Genomic DNA, 18,063 nt, shown 5'->3' with positions numbered 1-18,063 from the left:
CACTTTCTGGCTTACCGCCCTGTCAGTTCATTTTTCAAGCTTCGTCAGTTCTTTTTGCATACGCGAGACGAACTTTTTAGCTGCCGCGAAGTCTTCATCATCTAAATATTCTGCATCATTTTCAAGTTGGTCAATCCAACCTAGTATTTCTGCATTAAGGTTGTCCACGTTCAATTTTTTAAACTTCGTCAGTAAAATTTTGAGTGTTTTCGCCAGCTGTAAACTTCGATAACGCCGTTCTGAGCGACGTTTTGCCAAAATCAGTTTGTAATCTTGTTGGGGATTTTCCCAAGGAGAATGTCGCTCTGCCATCTTTCACCTCCAGCAAGTCATCGTTTCTTACAAAATCCGTGTGGTCCATTCTTCACAATTAATCACATCAGAAACCAAGCCTTCATAAAATTCTGGTTCATGTGAAACCATCAAAACAGTTCCTGGATATTCAATCAATGCACGTTTGAGTTCTTCTTTAGCGTCCACGTCCAAATGATTGGTTGGTTCATCCAAGATGAGAATATTTGATTCAGTATTCATTAATTTAGCAAAACGTAATTTTGCTTGTTCTCCACCTGAAAGAACATAAACACGTGATTCAATTTGTTTGGCTGTCAAGCCCACACGAGCAAGTGCCCCGCGAAGCTCTGCTTGATTCCAACTTGGATATTCATCCCATAAATCATCAAGTACCGTTTTTTGCGAAGGATTTTTGATTTCTTGCTCATAGTAAGCAATATCTTGGAAATTCCCTTTTTCAACTTCCCCATCAAGACTTGGAATCAAGCCCATTAAACTCTTGAGCAACGTCGATTTCCCAATCCCGTTGGAACCAATAAAGGCAATTTTTTGTCCAGCTTCTACTTTTAAATTAATTTCTGACGACAAAGGTTCATTGTAACCAATGACTAAATCTTTTGCCTCAAAAACGAGACGACTTGGTTTTCTACTAAATTTAAAATCAAAATGAGGTTTTGGCTTTTCAGAAATCGTTTCAACAATTTCCATTTTCGCCAATTTTTTCTCACGCGCTTTTGCTTGACCAGACGTTGCCACATTCGCTTTTTTACGGGCTATGAAATCTTTAAGTTTAGCTTGCTCAGCGACCTGCGCATTATGCAAAGCTTCAAGCTGTGCCTTTTTCTCTTCAAAGACACGTTCAAATTCCGCATAACCCATTGAATAGCGGGTAATCCCAAGACCGTGCACATGATAAATGATATTGACCACTTCATCCATAAATGGCACATCATGCGAAATCAAAATAAAGGCATTTTCATAGTTTTTAAGGTAATTTTTCAACCATAAAATGTGTTCTTCATCCAAATAGTTTGTTGGTTCATCCAAAAGCAAGATATCTGGTTTTTCAAGCAAAAGTTTACCAAGTAAAATTTTTGTTCTTTGCCCTCCAGAAAGCTCGGCCACATCTTTATCCAAAAGAGGAGTTAAACCAAGACCTCGTGCTGTTTCTTCAACTTTGGCATCAATGAGATAAAAGTCACTATTATCCAATTCTTCTTGAAGCTCTCCGACATTCTCAAGCGCAGCATTCATCTCGTCTTCTGACATTTCTGCCATTTTCATGTAAGTATCATTGATTTGCGCTTCGATATCAAAAAGATATTGAAAAGCCTCAGCCAATGCTTCACGCGTCGTTTTACCTTTTCCAAGCGCAGCGTGTTGGTCCATATAGCCAACCCGGTGTTTTTTAGACCAAATTACTTTTCCCTCATCAGGCACCAGTGTTCCTGTGATGATATTCATGAACGTTGATTTACCCTCACCATTTGCCCCAACAAAGCCAATGTGCTCGCCTTTGAGCAAACGGAAACTTACATTTTCAAATATCGCACGATCACCAAAACCATGGGATAAGTTTTTTACATTTAAAATACTCATTGTTTACTTGTTAATTCTTTCTAAAAATTTTAGTAGCGCGGATATTTGTAAAATTCCGTTTCTGACAAAGCGGTCAGTCCGCTTACGAAGCGGTCAGCATCCCATTTGACCGAAAATGCTTCGGCTTCATCGTCAGCCAAAAAATCCATAAGCTCATCCAAGCCTTGGTCAGCGGTTTCTTGCAAAAATTGTGTGAAATAAGCCAAAAATTCACGAGAAAGTCCTTTTTCTGAATAAGGAATTGCCGCCAGATAGTCAGCCTCATCAAAACGTGATTTGGCGGGGTTATAAAAGATCACCGCGTCCTCATACATGATATTTTCAGCCGACTCAACCCCGTCAGCATCAACAACATCAACGCCTGCTGCATTTTCAACTTCTAGTAAAAAGCTGACCTCTACCGCAAAGTTACGCTTGTCCCAGTTCATCTCAAAATCATAAGAAAAGCCTTTTTCCAGCTCTTCTTCTAAAATATCTAAAAATCCAAATTTAGCCATGTTCAAACCTCATCTATATTATGTTAAAATAATTATAACAAAAAATACTTAGAGATTAGCCTGTTTTTTAGACATCTCGGAAATAAATTTTACTGATGCTCCATTACTGACGGATAACTTGTTGAAAAATTAGCCCAACTTGACAGTAAAACTAAGCTTCTGACGGAGCTGTCAGTAATCTTTAGGGATGATAAGCAGGTTGGAGGGTATCTGTATGAACATTCGTAAAATAGAACCACGGGATTTCGCTATTGTCGCTCAACTGGAAAATAAAAATTGGACCCTAGACTCAACTCCTCATGTGATGGAGTCCTCTGCTGAAAAAATTATTGAGAAAATTACTCATGGTATGGGCTATTTTCTTGCTGTAGAAGATGAAAAAATTCTTGGTGTTTTAGATTATGGCCCACGACATAAATCCGAATTTGGGCAGCACGTTATCACTTTTGGTGTAATGACTGATGAGGATGCACGTGGTAAAGGCGTGGCCTCTCGACTTATACAGTTTTTCATCGAGTATGCGCGAAAAGAAGGTTATCAAAAAATTACTATTCAGGCAATGGGATCAAACCCCCAAGCATTAGCCCTCTATAAAAAACTTGGTTTCATTGAAGAAGGACGCTTACGCAATGAATTTTTTATCCATGGCCGTTATATAGATGACTATATTTTAGGCTTTCCTCTCAATAAATAAGCCAAGTAACCTAAGTTTACACAACTGTAAACACAGCGACAGGAGATTAAGATGACACAAAATCTGGCGCGGCGGATGAGGCCGCGAAATATTGATGAGATTATCGGTCAAAAACATTTAGTTGGGAAAGGAAAGATCATCCGCCGTATGGTGGAAACTGAGCTTTTATCAAGCATGATTCTTTACGGTCCACCAGGGATAGGCAAGACATCTATTGCTTCAGCTATAGCTGGCACCATGAATGCCGCTTTTCGCACTTTTAATGCTACAACAGACACTAAAAAAAGACTTCAAGAAATTGCAGCAGAAGCTGAATTTTCGGGTCAACTCGTCTTGCTCCTTGATGAAATCCATCGCCTTGATAAGCCTAAGCAAGATTTTTTGTTACCACTTTTAGAAAATGGACAAATTATCCTAATTGGTGCGACAACTGAGAACCCCTACTTTTCAGTGGTTCCTGCCATCCGTTCCCGCGTGCAAATATTTGAGTTAAAACCGCTAGAACCACAAGATTTAGAAGAGGCTGTAAACTTAAGTTTACACGATAAAGAACGAGGATTTGACTTTTCAGTAACACTTGATGAGGATGCACTCTATTTTCTAGTCCATTCAACCAACGGCGATTTGCGTTCCACTTTTAATGCACTAGAATTAGCTGTTTTATCCAGTGAAAACCATCATGTCACACTTGATGATATGGAAAATTCTCTCCAACGTAAAGCGGCGACATTTGATAAAGATGGAGATGCACATTACGACTTACTTTCAGCTTTACAAAAATCAATTCGTGGTTCTGATGTCAACGCCAGTTTACACTACGCAGCACGTCTGATTGAAGGTGGCGATCTTCAAAGCTTGGCGCGACGACTGACCGTCATGGCGTACGAAGATATTGGTTTAGCTAATCCAGATGCTGCAGTTCATACGGTACTGGGACTTCAAGCAGCAGAGAAATTAGGGTTTCCTGAAGCACGTATTCCACTTGCTAATATTATCATTGACTTAGCTCTTTCTCCCAAATCAAATGCAGCCTACACCGCCATGGATGAAGCCTTAGCGGACTTGGGAAAATACGGGAATCTTCCCGTACCTTCTCATCTCCAAGATGGTCACTATGCTGGAGCGAAAGATTTAGGGCGCTCTGTCAGTTACATGTACGCCCATAATTACCCTGGGCATTGGGTGGATCAACAGTATTTACCTGATAAACTAAAAAAAGCCAATTACTTCCACCCAGATGATATGGGAAAATATGAACGTGCCCTCCACAGTAGAAAACAATGGATTGATGAACAGAAAGGAGGTACAGGTGGTAAATCGAGTACCAAAGAGTAAAGTTGCTATAGCTCGTCTCCTCCTTATTAAGATATTATGACTGAAGAAATTGTACAACTTCCACTCCATCTGATTGTAAAGAATCCTTACCAGCCCCGCCTAGTCTTTGACACGGATAAGCTAGAAGAGCTCGCACAGTCTATAAAAGAAAATGGAGTACTCCAACCTATCATCGTTCGTAAATCGGACCTCTTAGGTTATGAATTATTGGCTGGCGAGCGTCGTTTTCAGGCTTCAAAATTAGCAGGCAAAACATATATACCTGCTCTTATCAGAGAATACACGGATCAAGAAATGATGACCCTGTCAATATTAGAAAATTTGCAACGTGAAAACCTCAACCCTGTTGAAGAGGCACGTAGTTTGACACAACTCTCTGAAAAGTTAGGGCTGACACATGAAGAAATAGCTAAAACTCTCGGGAAATCACGTTCCTATGTTTCGAACCTCATCCGTCTCCTCAGCTTACCTGCTCCTTTACTTGATTATGTCGAAAAAGGAGAGCTTTCACCTGCACATGGGAGGACCCTGCTTGCAGAAAAGAACTTACAAAAACAACGTCTCCTTGCAGAAAAAGCTATTGCTGAGCACCTCAATGTCCGAGAACTGGAAAGGCTGATTTATGGAGAAAGGAGACACTCCTCGCCTCCTCCTGCTCAGAAAGCGTCCAATAATATTTTCATTAATGAAACTGAACAACTCTTACACCAAGCTCTAGGAAATAAAGTCAAAATCAAAGCCAATAAAAATTATCAAGGAACACTGTCCATCGACTTTACTACCCTAGAAGAGCTGGAACAGCTAATAAAACTATTAAAAAAATGAACTTACAGAGCTGTAAGTTCATTTTTTTCAACCTCGCAAAGCTCGTAAAGCATAGAGGATAGAAATAACATCAATCACTTCTTGGAACAGAGCACCTATTACCGCAGGTATAACCCCTGCTGCTGCAATAAACATCAAAATAATACAAATCACAATCCCAATCATTACTGCTTGCTTAGCTATCTTCATTGTGTCTCTACTGATTTGAATTGATTGCGTCACCTTAGATAGGTCGTTTTGCAGTAACACGATATCTGCCGCTTCACTCGCTACGGTTCCTGAGCCAACACCAATAGAGATACCTACGTCAGCTGTTGCAAGTGCTGGGGCATCATTCACCCCATCCCCTACCATAATTATAGGTCTTTCCTCAGCTTCTTTAATAAAGGTTAACTTTTCATCTGGCATGAGCCCAGCGTGTATCTCGCTGATGCCTACATCAGAGGCAATTTTTTCAGCAACCGTTTCATTATCCCCCGTAAGCATCGCGATACGAGAAAGGCCTAATTGACGCAGTTTTTTAATCGTCCCCTTAGCTTCTGGACGCAATGTGTCAGTAAAAGTTATCGCTCCAATGTACTTACCAGCACGGCTTACATAAAAGGCCGTTTCATAATTTAAACCCTCAGGTGCGTTGACAAAGCTTTTTCGGCCTATCTTTATCTCCTGATTGTCTATTGTCCCCACTACACCTAAACCCGCTACTTCACTTAAAGAGTCCATCGGCAAAACAGCCATACCTTTTTGCTGTGCGTAATCTGATACAGCTTTCGCTAAGATATGACCACTAGAACGTTCCAGACTGTAAACCAACTGTAAAAGTTCAGTGGTACTCACCTCCCCTACTGGCTCCAAGGTGTCCACTTCTATTTTTCCCTCTGTGATGGTGCCGGTCTTATCAAGAAATATTCCTTTCGCTTTGGCCAATTTCTCTATAACAGTACCATTTTTGACTAATGCTCCATTTTGACTCGTACGACTCATCCCTGATACGAAGGCTATAGGAGCCGCTAAAATCAAAGGGCATGGACTAGCCACCACAAGTACCTCAGCGATCCGTACAGGGTCACCAGAGATGAAGTAGGCGATTGCAGCAATAAGGTAGGCAATAATCGTAAAAGGAACCGCATAACGATCGGCCAAGCGGACAAACTGTGCGGGTGTTTCTTCTGCCGCTTTAACAAGCTGGACAATCTTTTGAAATTGCGAATCTGAAGCCAAAACGAGCGTTTCAATTTCGATAGTAGAATTGCCATTTACCGCTCCAGACATTACCTCATCTCCTTGCAGCAATTCATTAGGCTTCGTTTCTCCAGTGACTGACGCTTCATTAAGCACAACAGCCTCAGACAGCAATTTTCCATCAATCGGAATAACTTCCATAGGTTTAATCAGAAGTTTACTCCCAATCGCTACCTCTTCAAGTGGAACATCCTCAATATGACCTTCTTTTTGAACATGGGCAATTGTTGGTGATTTATCCAACAATGCTGTCAGAGCCCGATTCGCACGACCTGCTGCATAATCCTCGAGGCTTTCCCCACCTACAAGCATTAAAATGATAATTAAAGCAGCCCAATATTCCCCAAAAGTCAAGGTTGCAATGATTGCAGTGATTGCTAACAAATCAACCCCGTAAGAACCACTTCGTAGTGTTTTTATCATCTCAATGAACATACTGAGGGCCAAGAGCCCTCCCGCTATGGTCACAATCAGACGAGCTATAAGTGGCTCCCCAAAAACAAATGAGGCTACGAGTGCAGCCAGTGCGATGATAAAAACAAAGATTAACTTTTTCCAGTTTTTCATCTTTCTTCTCCTTAAATTTTTTGTCCTTGAACAATGCCCTGCATTATGGGAGAAGTTTTTCTACTTAATTTCTCCACACGCCGCTTTGATTCTTTCGAAGCTGAGCTTAAACTTTAAGGGTTTTTCCTGATTTTTCTTACTTCTATTCTATCAAAAAAGCAAAGCTATTAAGTGAACTTATGCTGTCAAAGGTTTTTGTCAAAGCCTCTCACCCATGTGTCAGCTTTTTTTAAGACTATTTTGTCAAGTATTTTTACTTTACAAAACTTGCATTTCCTAAAATTTATGCTATACTAGTAAAGTACGTTTTTGCACGCTTGCAAAAATCGATAAAATCTACGGAGGAAAAAAATCATGGCAGTACCTGCACGTCACACTTCATCAGCAAAGAAAAACCGTCGTCGTACACACTACAAATTGACAGCTCCAACTGTTACTTTTGACGAAACTACTGGTGACTACCGTCACTCACACCGCGTTTCACTTAAAGGCTACTACAAAGGCCGCAAAGTCCGCGAAACAAAGTAATTTTAGAAAGGAAGTAACATACTATGGCAGCTGGAGTACGTACACACGTTATTCTCGAACATAAAGAATCAGGCGAACGTCTTTACCTTACACAAAAGAACAAACGTAACACACCTGATAAACTTGAACTTAAAAAATACTCTCCAAAATTGCGCAAACACGTAATCTTTAAAGAAGTTAAATAAGTTTTTAATAAAGAAATAAAAACTACACTATTTAGTGTAGTTTTTTTAAATCCAAATAGTTGTATCTAAAAATATTTTGCGCTATAATCCATTGCATTAAAGCGAGGGCGAGCTATTATAAATAGCTTAGTAAATAAAAAACAGAAAAGAGATAAAATGACTAAAGCACTCATTGTTGTAACGAACACCCCCAAGTATGATAAAATCAATCGTCTCACTGGTCTATGGTTAAGCGAACTTACCCACTTCTACGATGTTATGCTTAAAAATAATATCGAAGCAGATTTTGTGAGTCCCAACGGAGGGTATGTCCCATTAGATCCAAGCAGTTTAACGAATCTTGATGAAGTGGACAACAAGTATTATACGAATGCTTCCTTTCAAAATAAAGCGCTCAGCCAAACCCTAAAACCAGAAGAAATCAATCCTGATGACTACTCCATCATTTATTATACTGGTGGTCACGGGACCATGTGGGATTTCCCAGAATCAAGAGCCATTGCCGATATTGCTAGTTATATTTATACTAAAGGCGGTATCGTAAGCGCGGTCTGTCACGGAGTAGTAGGCCTGCTACCAGTTAAAGGGCAAAACCATCGGCTCCTCATTGAGGGCAAAACGCTTACCGGCTTTAGTAATGCTGAAGAAGCTGCCAATCAAACGACAGCGGAAGTACCCTTTTTGACAGAAGATGCCTTAATCAAGGCGGGAGCTAATTATCAAGCTGAAGCACCTTTTACCTCGGTCGTCCGAGTCTCAGAACGCTTGGTAACTGGTCAAAACCCTCAATCTGCTAAAGCAGTTGCTGAAAAAGTAATCACTTTACTTTAAAAATTTTCCCTGTATCGTAAAAAGAGACGATAACAGGGCTTTTTTTGTTATAATTGATAAATCAATCTGTGAAATAACATCGTTTAGAATCCTATAGTTTCCAGGTTTCTGATAAAAACTCTTAAAGAAAGTGAGTTCCTATGCCCACCTCAAAACCATCCCCCTTCTTTATCTGGGGACTTATCCTGCTAGGGTTTGCTATCCGTGTGCCCTTTACTACCCTGACTCCTGTGCTTAATCAAATTGCGCAGGCGTTACACGTATCGGTCGATTCCCTTGGTATTTTAACAACCGTTCCGCTATTAATGTTTGCTCTTTTTTCTTCCTTAGCGCCCAAACTCGCCCAATATTCAGGAATCGAACGTTTATTCACCATGGCCTTACTCGCTATGGTTATAGGCTCTTTCATCCGAATCTTTAACGTCCCAACCCTTTATTTAGGAACCATTATTATTGGGGCCGCTATTGCGATGTTAAATGTCTTACTGCCTGCACTGATTTTGGTTAATCAACCTCATCAAATTGGTCGTTATACCACTCTATATACGACTGCTATGACAGTTGCCATGGCTATTTTTTCTGCACTTGCAGTCCCCATTGTAATGGCCTCATCTTGGAAAATATTAATATTGGTACTAACAGCTTTGCTCGTCGTCACTTTAGTCGTTTGGCTTCCCAATAACAAAAATAATCATAAACTTCAACTTTCCCAAGAGATAAGTAATGCCTCCCGTGAGAAACTCTGGAAAAACAAATTAGCGTGGTTTCTTCTCGTCTTTGGCGGTCTACAGTCTTTTCTCTTTTATACTGGTGTCACCTGGTTGCCTACTATGGCACAAGATGCGGGAATTTCAGCTGGACTAACAGGAATACTGGCAGGCGTCTACACTTTGATTGGAATGCCCTTCTCACTTTTTCTTCCCATTGCGCTCACACGCTTAGAACTTAAGCAACGCCGCTATCTCATGGGTGGTATCAGTGGACTCGGCATAGTTTCACTGATTCTACTGTTAATCCCGTTGAATAACTTTATCTATTGGTTGATTATTAATGCTTTGTTAGGTTTGACTGTTGGTGCGCTCTTTCCCTACCTCATGACTAGTTTATCTTTGAAAACAACTTCTGCTCATCAAGCTGCCCAGCTTTCTGGTATGGTTCAGACTGGGGGATATTTCCTTGCTGCAGTCGGACCGATTGGTTTTGGTTATGCGCACGTCCTTTTTCAATCATGGTTTCCCGCAAAAGTTATTCTGTTAATTCTAGCGGCTGTAATGACTTTTTGTTTGCTTTATGTGGAACGTTTTGAAAAAATTTAAAAGCAGTGCGGTAGCCTGCTTTTTTTATCCTATATTAAAACACACTGCTACAGTGTGTTTTAATGAGGTCGTTCAATTTTGAAGCTTTCGCCAAGTTTAGCATAATCATTTCCTGCAAGCCGTGCAATAGGTCCTAATGCCTCTACATCGATATAAAATTTTTCCGTGTCTATAACTTCATCGGTAAATGATAGAGAGACAACTTCTAGTAAAACCAGATGACCCTCTTGGCCCAAAGAGATATCTTGATAAAGCTGTGTTTCAAACCTCACCCTACTCTTTACTAAACTTGGGACGTTGACTATTTGGGAGGGTTCTAAGTCCAGAGCAAACTTTTCTGCCTCACTCTCATTTGCAGCTAACTTTGCCGCTGTTTGATTCATCAGTACAACATTATCACTGTTTATCAGATGAATCACAGCTTCTTTTGTAGTTCGTAGATTAAGGTAACTGTCTTTCTCTCCCGTGAACGCCACAGAGAGTAGCGGAGGGTTTGCGGAGGCAACATTAAAAAAACTAAAAGGAGCGACATTCACAAGCCCCTCCTCATTTTGGGTCGTTAACCAAGCGATAGGTCGTGGAACAACGCTACCAGAAAGGAGTTTATAAATGAGTTGCTCGTCCAACTCTTTAGCTCTATAAGATTTCATGAGAAATCCTTTCTATTCGAGTGCTTCAATAGGGGATCCAGCTTTACGTTGTTCAACACGCTCCAGTGTCCATAAGTCATCCATTGAGCGATCTCGCATGGTGTCTGAGGTATCTAGAGGGCGAAGAGCCGCAGCAGTCCGCGCTTTAGTTGCTTCATCTCCTGGGAAGAGATGAGGAGGAAGGCTGAGTTGTTTTCCAGATTCTTCTTTGGATTCATCTATCCAAAAACCTGATGTGATCAGTGCTTCTTCATAACTATCCACTTGACCTAAACCGGATTTAGCCATTTCTAATGCACCAATACCTGGTGTATAAGTAGCAATTTCAAACAAAACACCGGGTGCGACTCGGACATATTCACTTGAAAAATAGAAGCGGTCTACTAGGCCAGAGTTCGGCAAACGAAAGGCGTTAATTCGTTCAATCCAGTAATTTAAACTATCAGGATCAGTTGTCCCAAGGGCTAGATGATGAATGGTTCCATAACCTTGATAGGCATAAACATCTTCTTGTGCAGCTTCTTCTAGGATTAGCGCTGCTCCATTTCCCCCTTGCGCCACTTCATAAAGAGAGAGAGAACCCTCTGTACCAGCATAACGAAAACCAAATACCGACTCCAAGACTAATCGAAGGCCTTCAGGATTTTCTACTTTCACAAAGACCGGTCCAAGACCAGTGATGCCATGCTCTGCAGGAACATTAGAAAGCTGCCAAGAGCGCCCCTTAGAAGGTGCCCCCGTATTAGATTGATCTGAGATCAGTTGATAGCGTTGCCCATCAAAATCTTCAAATTCAAGTGTTTGTTGACCAAACTTTTCTTGGATTTTACCATGTGGGACATGCGCCTTTGTGAAGCGTTCTTCCCAGTAGTCAAGCGAAGCGTCACTCGGTACTCGAAAAGAAGCACGCTCAATATTATTTATACCATGCTTTCCTTGAGGAATCCCTTTAAAATCAAAGAAAGTCATATCCGCCCCTTTGCCGTCTTCCTCTGTAAAATACAGATGATAAGTTTCATAATCATCTTGGTTAACCGTTAATTTGGCGAGACGGAGTCCTAAAATATTAGTGAAAAAATCATAGATTTTTTGTGCACTTGAGGTAATGGCGGTAACGTGGTGCACTCCCCCTAAAATGTAAGAATTAGGGATGGATGGATAAATTGTTTCAGTCATGTGCTTTCTCCATTTCTGATCTATTAGCAGAAGCTGCTGATGGCTTCATCAGTTGCTTTATCATTATTACGTTTTATTTGTAGCTGCTGACAAGTCTGTCAGCCACTGCTTTGCTGCCCAAACTTCTTCTTCGCTCAGCTGATGACCCAAAGTACTTTCAAATACTGTCAGACGACAGCCCGCACTTTCTAATTCTGTCTTTAGTGATTTAAAATTATCTAAGGGGACAATTTCATCATTTTTAGCATAAGTTAAAAAGAGGGAGCGCGATTTTTTTTCCCGTAGGGTAGGGTGTTCTTTGAGACGCATAGCATGGAAGGCGATGCTATTATCAAAGGCAATCAAGTCGGATAAGAGCATATCAAGAAGAATATTGGCCCCGTTAGAATAACCCAAGGCAATCATTCTTGAAAGATCGAGCTCATGTTTTTGACTAAGCTTAATAATTGTTTGAGACAACCATTGACTTTCTTTCGCCAAGGAGTTCAAGTCAAAATTATCAGGTGTAAATCCCCCAGTCCCTCTGAGTTTGAAATAGCGGCGAGGTCCATCAGGGTTTACACGACCTGCGATGGACAAAATGGGATGTCCAGGCGCTACAAGTTCTGCTAGAGGCAAAAGTTGTTGCTCATCACCGCCCGTGCTATGTAAAAGCAAAAGAGGAGCTAACTTATTGTCGCCAGGTTTAAATAAATAATCGGTCACTTTGCTCTCCTTCTACTGAATTTAGGATTGATTGTTAGTGTGTCTTACTTGCTCAGTTTGAAATACAAATCTGCAATATTTCCTTCAAAAGTTTCTGTTTTTCCCTCTACAATGAGTTCTACAACTTTTGCCGCATCATCAATGGCTGGGATTTCGCGATTTTGCAAAGTGACAAATTCGTCAACGCTGCTAAATTCTTTTGTTCCTGTACGTCCATCAAGGGTTTTAAATGTTACTTTCATTTGTTCTACCAACTTTCTGTTCTTTATGTTTACAATTGTAAACGAAAAGAGTTTTCTTGTCAAGAATTAAGATTGAGTTCAATCAAAAAAAGTCGAGCGCGTCGACTTTTTTATTTTTTGAAGTTATTTGATAATCATCACACTGCATGGGGAGTGTTTAACTACTGATACAGCCGTAGAACCAAGCAACATCCGGTCAAGAGCACCTTTTCCTGATGAGCCCATAACAATTAAGTCAATCTCATGCTCTTTGGCAAAATCAACGATTTCTTTTTTCGCTGAACCATCTACTCGAACTTCTTCGTATTTTGCTTCATTACCAATCAAGGCAGTTGCCCGATCTAGAATATCGTTTGCTTCTTCATCAAGGTCTTCTTCCACAATTGGTACAGCGGGCACCACTGGCACAGCAGGTGCAGAAACTGCAGGCATCGGTGCTGCTGCTGCATAGAGATTCATTTTATCAGTAGCAAACAGAATAAACAGTTGAGCATCGCTCAGTTTGGAAATGACGACAGCTTCCTTTACAGCCGCTTCAGCTTGTTCGGAACCATCAACGGCAACTAGGATTTTTTTGTAATTTTTCATCATTGTAAGCGCCCTCCTCCTTAACATTTTACGTTATTTTTAGTAAGAAGTCCAATTAAACGGCGCATAATCTATTAAATAGAATACAAAGAATTAGGAAACTCATTAGCTTTGGAGCCTCTGTAATTAATGAAATACTTTATATCATCTATGCTAATCGACAATATTCTTATCTACTCTTTACCAAGAAAAGTATCGACTGTCTGTAAAATAGCAAAATTTTGTAATGCGGCTAAATAACTAATCTGTACTTGTTTTGCTGTCACTTCTTCTCCAAGATAATTCAAACTTCTTGTCGCCGTGGCATCGGTAAGTAATATCGGTTTAAAACCCAGTTCTGCGGCGGCTCGAGTCGTGGAATCAACGCACATATGTGTCATCATACCTGTAATTACAACCTGTTCCACTTTAAAATATTGCAATATATCAAGCAATTGGGTATTTTTAAAACTATTAGGAAAGTTTTTTTCAATAATTATCGAGTGGCTTCTTAATTTTAACTTCTCATGGAGTTTAGCACCTTTGGTGTTAGGGATGAAAAAGGACGCATCTTTTTTAACGTTGATGTGTTGTATATAAATAATTGGCCATTCTAAAGCTAAAAAGCTTTCTTCTAATTTATTGATTCTTTGTAGAGCCTTTTCTGGTTGATACAGTTCCATTTTCCCTGCTGTAAAATAATCTTTTTGCACATCAATAATCATTAAGGCTTTTTTCATTCTCTTAGTCCTTTTCTTTTTGGTATACTTAATTATAAACATAGCATCTATCAGAAGAAAGGGTATGATGAAAATTGTTAATCAATTTTCTTTCATTGTGAAAAAGTATGGATCATACAGATGAGCTTATCTTGAAACTCTTAAAAGAAAACAGCAGGTTAACAAATAAAGAGATTGGTGAAAGAGTTTATCTAACTGGACAAGCTGTTGGAAACAGAATTAACAACATGATTAACCATGGTATTATAGAAAAGTTTACTATTTCTGAAACATATCTTGAAACCCAGTTTATAAGAATTTTTTTAAAAGATCTTTATTTTAATGAGTTGGAAAAACTTGTTAATCAATTTGAAGGTATACAAGATTTTTATAAAGTAAGGGGTCAGGCTTGCTATATTGTTATTTCACATTTTTCTGTTGAAACTCTTGATATCTTTATAGAAGCTATTTCCAAATATGCTCGTTATAACGTTGAAATAGCCGTGGCAAACAAGAAAAAACCAGAATCAGACTTTATCTAGGATCGTTTATTTTTTGTTGACTTTCGTATGTTAAATACAATGAAAATAAGACATCTCTTTACTCTTTTAGTACCATTTTCTGCCCTTACGATTTAAAGAAAATATTTTTCTTTTTATTTAAGTTTCATTTCAGCTATATAACATATAATATCTTTCATACTCCTAAATAAACTTTTTCATAAATTACTCCTAAAACTTCCGTCTACTCCACGGAAGTTTTTTTTCAATTTAGGGGTTTGAAATGGTATAATTATTTTAAAAATGGGAGGTTCCCAATGGTTAAAACACTGGTTGAAAAATTAAAACTCAACTCATTTGAGAGTAAACTCCTGCTCCACCGTCCTGATTCAAGCTATTTAGCTGATTTAGAGCACTTTGATCTTACTGACAGCTCGGTCAGCAACAGAAAAATGCCTACGCCAAGTCAACGTATCGCCGATTACCAACACCGAGTGCCTGAGCTTTCAAAACTATTGACAGCTCGGTCAGCTGAATTGGCCTTCTTTGAAAGTCTATCACCCGGTTATCAGCGAGACTGGGCACGATATATCTACTCAGCGAAACATCAGAAGACTCGAGACAGGCGCCTTAGTGAATTTCTAGCTGCTATGCAAGCACGTATTAAGACGGCAGCGCTCTATAAAACTACCTTAAAATAAAAACGTTCACGGAAAGGACAACATACAATGAATGAAAAAGTCGTAGCAATTACAGGAGCATCAAACGGAATGGGGCTAGAAGCCGCCAAACTTTTTGCAAATAAAGGTTGGAAAGTCTTTGCAGGAGCGCGTCGGGTGGAAAAAATACCACGTGATGCCGATCGAATTGTGGCGCTCCATCTTGATGTTACAAATACAGACTCCAATCATGCTTTTGTGACGCACATTTTAAAAGAGGCTGGACACATTGATGTTCTAATCAACAATGCTGGTTATGGCGAATATGGTCCTGCTGAAGAAATCTCAATGACGAAGATACGCAATCAATTTGAAACTAATTTTTTTGGTGCAGTTGAATTAACGCAACTGGTCTTACCAACAATGCGGGCTCAAAATTACGGGCGAATCGTGAATATTTCTTCTATAGGAGGTGATGTCTACATGCCCCTTGGAGCCTACTACCATGCAACAAAAGCAGCGCTTCAACAATGGAGTGATGTCTTAGACCTTGAGGTTGCCCAGTTTGGTATTCGTTCGGTTTGTGTGCAACCCGGGGGGACTCAATCCAGCTGGGGAACGATTGCTCTTAAAAATTCACACAGTAACATGAGGGAAAATTCAGCTTACCAACCTTTGGTTGACACTGTTTCAGCGGGGCTTGATCGTTTTATGCAGCGGAGTGTGAAGGCTTCGGATTTAGCGGAGGTCTTCTATAAAGCAGCAACTGAACTTAAGCCAAGTTTACGTTATTTACACGCTTTCGGCGATAAATTTATGGTTAATGTGGCACGTAGACATCCCAAAATTTTCCGCAAAGCAATAATTATAGCCATGCGTTACTTTGAAAAACAAAATACTTCAAAATAAAAAATGAGCGATTGGTTGTCGCTCATTTTTTATTTAGGAGTAAACTTTATGAAAAATTTAATTGGAATAAATATATTATAAGCAGCTTCGCTTAAGTTTTACTAAAATAGCACTAAAGCGAAACTGAACTTGCACCTTCCCCTCATACAACCTTACTTAACAATTATTGAAAACCATGTCTAGCAAGCGCTGTTTATCTTGAGGACTTTTTTCTAAAAAAGTGAGCTTTATAAAGTGTCTTTTTTATGATAGAATAGGGGCAGAATGCTTATTTTTGAGCACAAAAGTAGTCAAACTACTTTATCGAAAAATATTTGAGAAAATTTCTCATCAATAAAAAAAGGAAATTACATGCTTACAGTATCTGATATTTCATTACAATTCTCTGACCGCAAGCTTTTTGACGAAGTAAACATCAAGTTTACACCGGGAAACTGTTACGGTTTAATCGGTGCCAACGGTGCTGGTAAATCAACTTTCTTGAAAATCTTGGACGGTGAAATTCAACCAACAACAGGTCACATCTCAATGGGGCCAAACGAACGCATGTCTGTTCTTCGTCAAAATCATTACGATTACGAAGACCAAACACCACTTGATGTCGTGATGATGGGAAATGAAAAACTTTTCGCCATTAATCAAGAAAAAAATGCCATTTACATGAACCCTGATGCGACAGATGATGACTTCATGAAAGCTGCCGAACTTGAGGCAGAATTTGGCGAAATGGGTGGTTATGAAGCCGAAGCCGATGCTGCTCGTCTTTTGCAAAACCTCGGCATTAAAACTGAACAACATACAGATTTAATGGCCAATTTGACTTCTGGCGAACACGTTAAAGTCCTTCTTGCTAAAGCCCTCTTTGGTAAACCTGATGTTCTTCTTCTTGACGAACCAACCAATGGGCTGGATATTCAAGCGATTGCTTGGCTGGAAGAGTTTTTGATTAATTTTGAAAATACGGTTATCGTTGTTTCCCATGACCGTCACTTCTTGAACAACGTTTGTACTTATATGGCTGACCTTGACTACGGTAAAATCAAACTTTACCCAGGGAACTATGATTTCTGGAAAGAATCTTCTGAACTTGCTCTGCGCTTGCAAGGGGATGCTAATCGTAAAGCCGAAGAAAAAATTGCTGAGTTGAAAGACTTTATCGCGCGTTTCTCTGCGAATGCGTCTAAATCAAAACAAGCAACTTCACGTAAGAAAATGCTTGATAAAATTGAAGTTGAAGAATTCGTTCCTTCATCACGCAAATATCCTTTTGTTGGTTTTGAACAAGAACGCGAAATTGGTAATGATTTACTTCGTGTAGAAAATCTTTCGATTGCTATCGATGGCGAAATGATTTTAGAAAACATTTCCTTTATCTTGAACCCAGGCGATAAGACCGTCTTCATCGGGCAAAATGATATTCAACAAACGACCCTGATTCGTGCACTTATGGATGATATTGAAGACAATTGGACGGTGACTGGCGAGATTAAATGGGGCGTGACGACTTCTCGTTCATACTTACCAAAAGATAACAGCAAAGACTTTGATACTACGGATTCTATCTTGGATTGGCTTCGCCAGTTTGTCTTGACGAAAGAGGAAGATGATAATACTTATCTTCGCGGTTTCCTCGGACGTATGCTCTTCAAAGGGGAAGAATCTCTGAAATCAGTGAATGTCCTTTCAGGGGGAGAAAAAGTACGCGTGATGCTTTCTAAAATGATGCTTCAACGTGCTAATGTGCTGGTGCTGGATGATCCAACCAATCACTTGGATTTGGAATCTATTTCTGCACTTAATGACGGCTTGAAAGCTTTCAAAGGCTCTATTCTCTTTGCTTCTCATGACCGTGAATTTATCAATACTATTGCTAATCACATTGTTGTTCTTGGCAAATCTGGGGTCATTGACCGTATTGGTGAAACCTATGATGATTTCTTAGAAAATACTGAAGTACAAGAAAAAGTCAAAGCACTTTGGGAAAATAATTAAAATTTATAGTTCTGTCAGTAATTTTTACTGA

At 39.7% G+C, this 18,063-nt stretch carries 21 protein-coding genes; 11 read left to right on the top strand and 10 right to left on the bottom strand.

Annotation, left to right across the window (positions count from 1 at the left end):
- Positions 1-27 precede the first annotated feature (27 nt).
- Genes JW886_RS01410 through JW886_RS01400 form a run of 3 tightly spaced genes read right to left on the bottom strand, consistent with a single transcriptional unit; the run spans position 28 to position 2,390 of the window.
- Entirely contained in the window at positions 28-312 is a 285-nt protein-coding gene (locus JW886_RS01410; protein WP_205872110.1) for a hypothetical protein, read from the bottom strand.
- Between the two features lie 27 nt (positions 313-339).
- On the bottom strand, positions 340-1,893 hold the full coding sequence (locus tag JW886_RS01405) for an ABC-F family ATP-binding cassette domain-containing protein (protein WP_205872109.1): 1,554 nt from the start codon (positions 1,891-1,893) through the stop codon (positions 340-342).
- 29 nt (positions 1,894-1,922) lie between these two features.
- Complete coding sequence (locus JW886_RS01400) at positions 1,923-2,390, bottom strand: DUF3013 family protein (protein WP_205872108.1); 468 nt, start codon at positions 2,388-2,390, stop codon at positions 1,923-1,925.
- A gap of 214 nt (positions 2,391-2,604) precedes the next feature.
- Between JW886_RS01400 and JW886_RS01395 the strand changes: the two genes are divergently transcribed.
- The 3 genes from JW886_RS01395 to JW886_RS01385 are packed head-to-tail and all read left to right on the top strand — an operon-like array spanning position 2,605 to position 5,244.
- Complete coding sequence (locus tag JW886_RS01395; protein ID WP_075526093.1) at positions 2,605-3,084, top strand: GNAT family N-acetyltransferase; 480 nt, start codon at positions 2,605-2,607, stop codon at positions 3,082-3,084.
- A gap of 51 nt (positions 3,085-3,135) precedes the next feature.
- On the top strand, positions 3,136-4,419 hold the full coding sequence (locus JW886_RS01390) for a replication-associated recombination protein A (protein ID WP_205872107.1): 1,284 nt from the start codon (positions 3,136-3,138) through the stop codon (positions 4,417-4,419).
- A gap of 36 nt (positions 4,420-4,455) precedes the next feature.
- Complete coding sequence (locus tag JW886_RS01385; RefSeq protein ID WP_205872106.1) at positions 4,456-5,244, top strand: ParB/RepB/Spo0J family partition protein; 789 nt, start codon at positions 4,456-4,458, stop codon at positions 5,242-5,244.
- 27 nt (positions 5,245-5,271) lie between these two features.
- Here JW886_RS01385 and JW886_RS01380 read toward each other — a convergent pair whose 3' ends face one another.
- Positions 5,272-7,053 carry a heavy metal translocating P-type ATPase gene (locus JW886_RS01380; protein ID WP_205872105.1) on the bottom strand — a complete coding sequence of 594 codons (1,782 nt, stop codon included), beginning with the start codon at positions 7,051-7,053 and terminating at the stop codon, positions 5,272-5,274.
- 354 nt (positions 7,054-7,407) lie between these two features.
- Between JW886_RS01380 and rpmF the strand changes: the two genes are divergently transcribed.
- The 4 genes from rpmF to JW886_RS01360 all read left to right on the top strand — a co-directional run bounded on the left by rpmF (position 7,408) and on the right by JW886_RS01360 (position 9,913).
- A complete protein-coding gene (rpmF, locus tag JW886_RS01375; RefSeq protein ID WP_075526098.1) occupies positions 7,408-7,581 on the top strand; it encodes a 50S ribosomal protein L32 in 174 nt (57 codons plus the stop codon).
- Positions 7,582-7,604: 23 nt separating this feature from the next.
- Entirely contained in the window at positions 7,605-7,766 is a 162-nt protein-coding gene (rpmG, locus tag JW886_RS01370; RefSeq protein WP_075526099.1) for a 50S ribosomal protein L33, read from the top strand.
- A 156-nt stretch (positions 7,767-7,922) separates the two neighbouring features.
- Positions 7,923-8,597, top strand: coding sequence for a type 1 glutamine amidotransferase domain-containing protein (locus JW886_RS01365; protein ID WP_205872104.1), 675 nt, complete (start codon positions 7,923-7,925; stop codon positions 8,595-8,597).
- Positions 8,598-8,737: 140 nt separating this feature from the next.
- On the top strand, positions 8,738-9,913 hold the full coding sequence (locus JW886_RS01360; RefSeq protein WP_205872103.1) for an MFS transporter: 1,176 nt from the start codon (positions 8,738-8,740) through the stop codon (positions 9,911-9,913).
- Positions 9,914-9,972: 59 nt separating this feature from the next.
- Here JW886_RS01360 and JW886_RS01355 read toward each other — a convergent pair whose 3' ends face one another.
- The 6 genes from JW886_RS01355 to JW886_RS01330 form a co-directional block, all read right to left on the bottom strand.
- Positions 9,973-10,563: a flavin reductase family protein gene (locus tag JW886_RS01355; protein WP_205872102.1), complete on the bottom strand. Its 591-nt coding sequence runs from the start codon at positions 10,561-10,563 to the stop codon at positions 9,973-9,975.
- Positions 10,564-10,575: 12 nt separating this feature from the next.
- On the bottom strand, positions 10,576-11,739 hold the full coding sequence (locus tag JW886_RS01350; protein ID WP_205872101.1) for a VOC family protein: 1,164 nt from the start codon (positions 11,737-11,739) through the stop codon (positions 10,576-10,578).
- Between the two features lie 66 nt (positions 11,740-11,805).
- Entirely contained in the window at positions 11,806-12,444 is a 639-nt protein-coding gene (locus JW886_RS01345) for an alpha/beta hydrolase (RefSeq protein WP_205872100.1), read from the bottom strand.
- Positions 12,445-12,488: 44 nt separating this feature from the next.
- Positions 12,489-12,686: a hypothetical protein gene (locus JW886_RS01340; protein ID WP_075526147.1), complete on the bottom strand. Its 198-nt coding sequence runs from the start codon at positions 12,684-12,686 to the stop codon at positions 12,489-12,491.
- 123 nt (positions 12,687-12,809) lie between these two features.
- Positions 12,810-13,277, bottom strand: a complete 468-nt coding sequence (locus tag JW886_RS01335; protein WP_075526105.1) for a universal stress protein — start codon at positions 13,275-13,277, stop codon at positions 12,810-12,812.
- A 170-nt stretch (positions 13,278-13,447) separates the two neighbouring features.
- Positions 13,448-13,993 carry a cysteine hydrolase family protein gene (locus tag JW886_RS01330; RefSeq protein ID WP_205872099.1) on the bottom strand — a complete coding sequence of 182 codons (546 nt, stop codon included), beginning with the start codon at positions 13,991-13,993 and terminating at the stop codon, positions 13,448-13,450.
- 107 nt (positions 13,994-14,100) lie between these two features.
- Here JW886_RS01330 and JW886_RS01325 point away from each other — a divergent pair, with 107 nt between their 5' ends.
- The 4 genes from JW886_RS01325 (at position 14,101) to JW886_RS01310 (ending at position 18,032) form a co-directional block, all read left to right on the top strand.
- Positions 14,101-14,514: a winged helix-turn-helix transcriptional regulator gene (locus JW886_RS01325; protein WP_205872098.1), complete on the top strand. Its 414-nt coding sequence runs from the start codon at positions 14,101-14,103 to the stop codon at positions 14,512-14,514.
- 275 nt (positions 14,515-14,789) lie between these two features.
- The gene (locus JW886_RS01320; protein ID WP_205872097.1) at positions 14,790-15,173 is read left to right on the top strand and encodes a YdeI/OmpD-associated family protein; all 384 of its coding nucleotides are present in this window, start codon (positions 14,790-14,792) and stop codon (positions 15,171-15,173) included.
- A 27-nt stretch (positions 15,174-15,200) separates the two neighbouring features.
- Entirely contained in the window at positions 15,201-16,040 is an 840-nt protein-coding gene (locus tag JW886_RS01315; protein WP_205872096.1) for an SDR family NAD(P)-dependent oxidoreductase, read from the top strand.
- A gap of 351 nt (positions 16,041-16,391) precedes the next feature.
- A complete protein-coding gene (locus JW886_RS01310) occupies positions 16,392-18,032 on the top strand; it encodes an ABC-F family ATP-binding cassette domain-containing protein (protein ID WP_075526108.1) in 1,641 nt (546 codons plus the stop codon).
- Positions 18,033-18,063: the final 31 nt, after the last annotated feature.

Origin of the sequence: Lactococcus taiwanensis (genome assembly GCF_017068355.1) — a bacterium.
Taxonomy (GTDB): Bacteria; Bacillota; Bacilli; order Lactobacillales; family Streptococcaceae; genus Lactococcus; species Lactococcus taiwanensis.
The sequence above is the reverse complement of the archived record's forward strand: the minus strand, read 5'-3'. Positions and strand labels throughout refer to the sequence as shown.

Excerpts from the sequence above, each read along its gene's own strand:
- JW886_RS01410 (WP_205872110.1), bottom strand. The coding sequence starts at position 312 with ATGGCAGAGCGACATTCTCCTTGGGAAAATCCCCAACAAGATTACAAA.
- JW886_RS01405 (WP_205872109.1), bottom strand. The coding sequence starts at position 1,893 with ATGAGTATTTTAAATGTAAAAAACTTATCCCATGGTTTTGGTGATCGT.
- JW886_RS01400 (WP_205872108.1), bottom strand. The coding sequence starts at position 2,390 with ATGGCTAAATTTGGATTTTTAGATATTTTAGAAGAAGAGCTGGAAAAA.
- JW886_RS01395 (WP_075526093.1), top strand. The coding sequence starts at position 2,605 with ATGAACATTCGTAAAATAGAACCACGGGATTTCGCTATTGTCGCTCAA.
- JW886_RS01390 (WP_205872107.1), top strand. The coding sequence starts at position 3,136 with ATGACACAAAATCTGGCGCGGCGGATGAGGCCGCGAAATATTGATGAG.
- JW886_RS01385 (WP_205872106.1), top strand. The coding sequence starts at position 4,456 with ATGACTGAAGAAATTGTACAACTTCCACTCCATCTGATTGTAAAGAAT.
- JW886_RS01380 (WP_205872105.1), bottom strand. The coding sequence starts at position 7,053 with ATGAAAAACTGGAAAAAGTTAATCTTTGTTTTTATCATCGCACTGGCT.
- rpmF (WP_075526098.1), top strand. The coding sequence starts at position 7,408 with ATGGCAGTACCTGCACGTCACACTTCATCAGCAAAGAAAAACCGTCGT.
- rpmG (WP_075526099.1), top strand. The coding sequence starts at position 7,605 with ATGGCAGCTGGAGTACGTACACACGTTATTCTCGAACATAAAGAATCA.
- JW886_RS01365 (WP_205872104.1), top strand. The coding sequence starts at position 7,923 with ATGACTAAAGCACTCATTGTTGTAACGAACACCCCCAAGTATGATAAA.
- JW886_RS01360 (WP_205872103.1), top strand. The coding sequence starts at position 8,738 with ATGCCCACCTCAAAACCATCCCCCTTCTTTATCTGGGGACTTATCCTG.
- JW886_RS01355 (WP_205872102.1), bottom strand. The coding sequence starts at position 10,563 with ATGAAATCTTATAGAGCTAAAGAGTTGGACGAGCAACTCATTTATAAA.
- JW886_RS01350 (WP_205872101.1), bottom strand. The coding sequence starts at position 11,739 with ATGACTGAAACAATTTATCCATCCATCCCTAATTCTTACATTTTAGGG.
- JW886_RS01340 (WP_075526147.1), bottom strand. The coding sequence starts at position 12,686 with ATGAAAGTAACATTTAAAACCCTTGATGGACGTACAGGAACAAAAGAA.
- JW886_RS01335 (WP_075526105.1), bottom strand. The coding sequence starts at position 13,277 with ATGATGAAAAATTACAAAAAAATCCTAGTTGCCGTTGATGGTTCCGAA.
- JW886_RS01330 (WP_205872099.1), bottom strand. The coding sequence starts at position 13,993 with ATGAAAAAAGCCTTAATGATTATTGATGTGCAAAAAGATTATTTTACA.
- JW886_RS01325 (WP_205872098.1), top strand. The coding sequence starts at position 14,101 with ATGGATCATACAGATGAGCTTATCTTGAAACTCTTAAAAGAAAACAGC.
- JW886_RS01320 (WP_205872097.1), top strand. The coding sequence starts at position 14,790 with ATGGTTAAAACACTGGTTGAAAAATTAAAACTCAACTCATTTGAGAGT.
- JW886_RS01315 (WP_205872096.1), top strand. The coding sequence starts at position 15,201 with ATGAATGAAAAAGTCGTAGCAATTACAGGAGCATCAAACGGAATGGGG.
- JW886_RS01310 (WP_075526108.1), top strand. The coding sequence starts at position 16,392 with ATGCTTACAGTATCTGATATTTCATTACAATTCTCTGACCGCAAGCTT.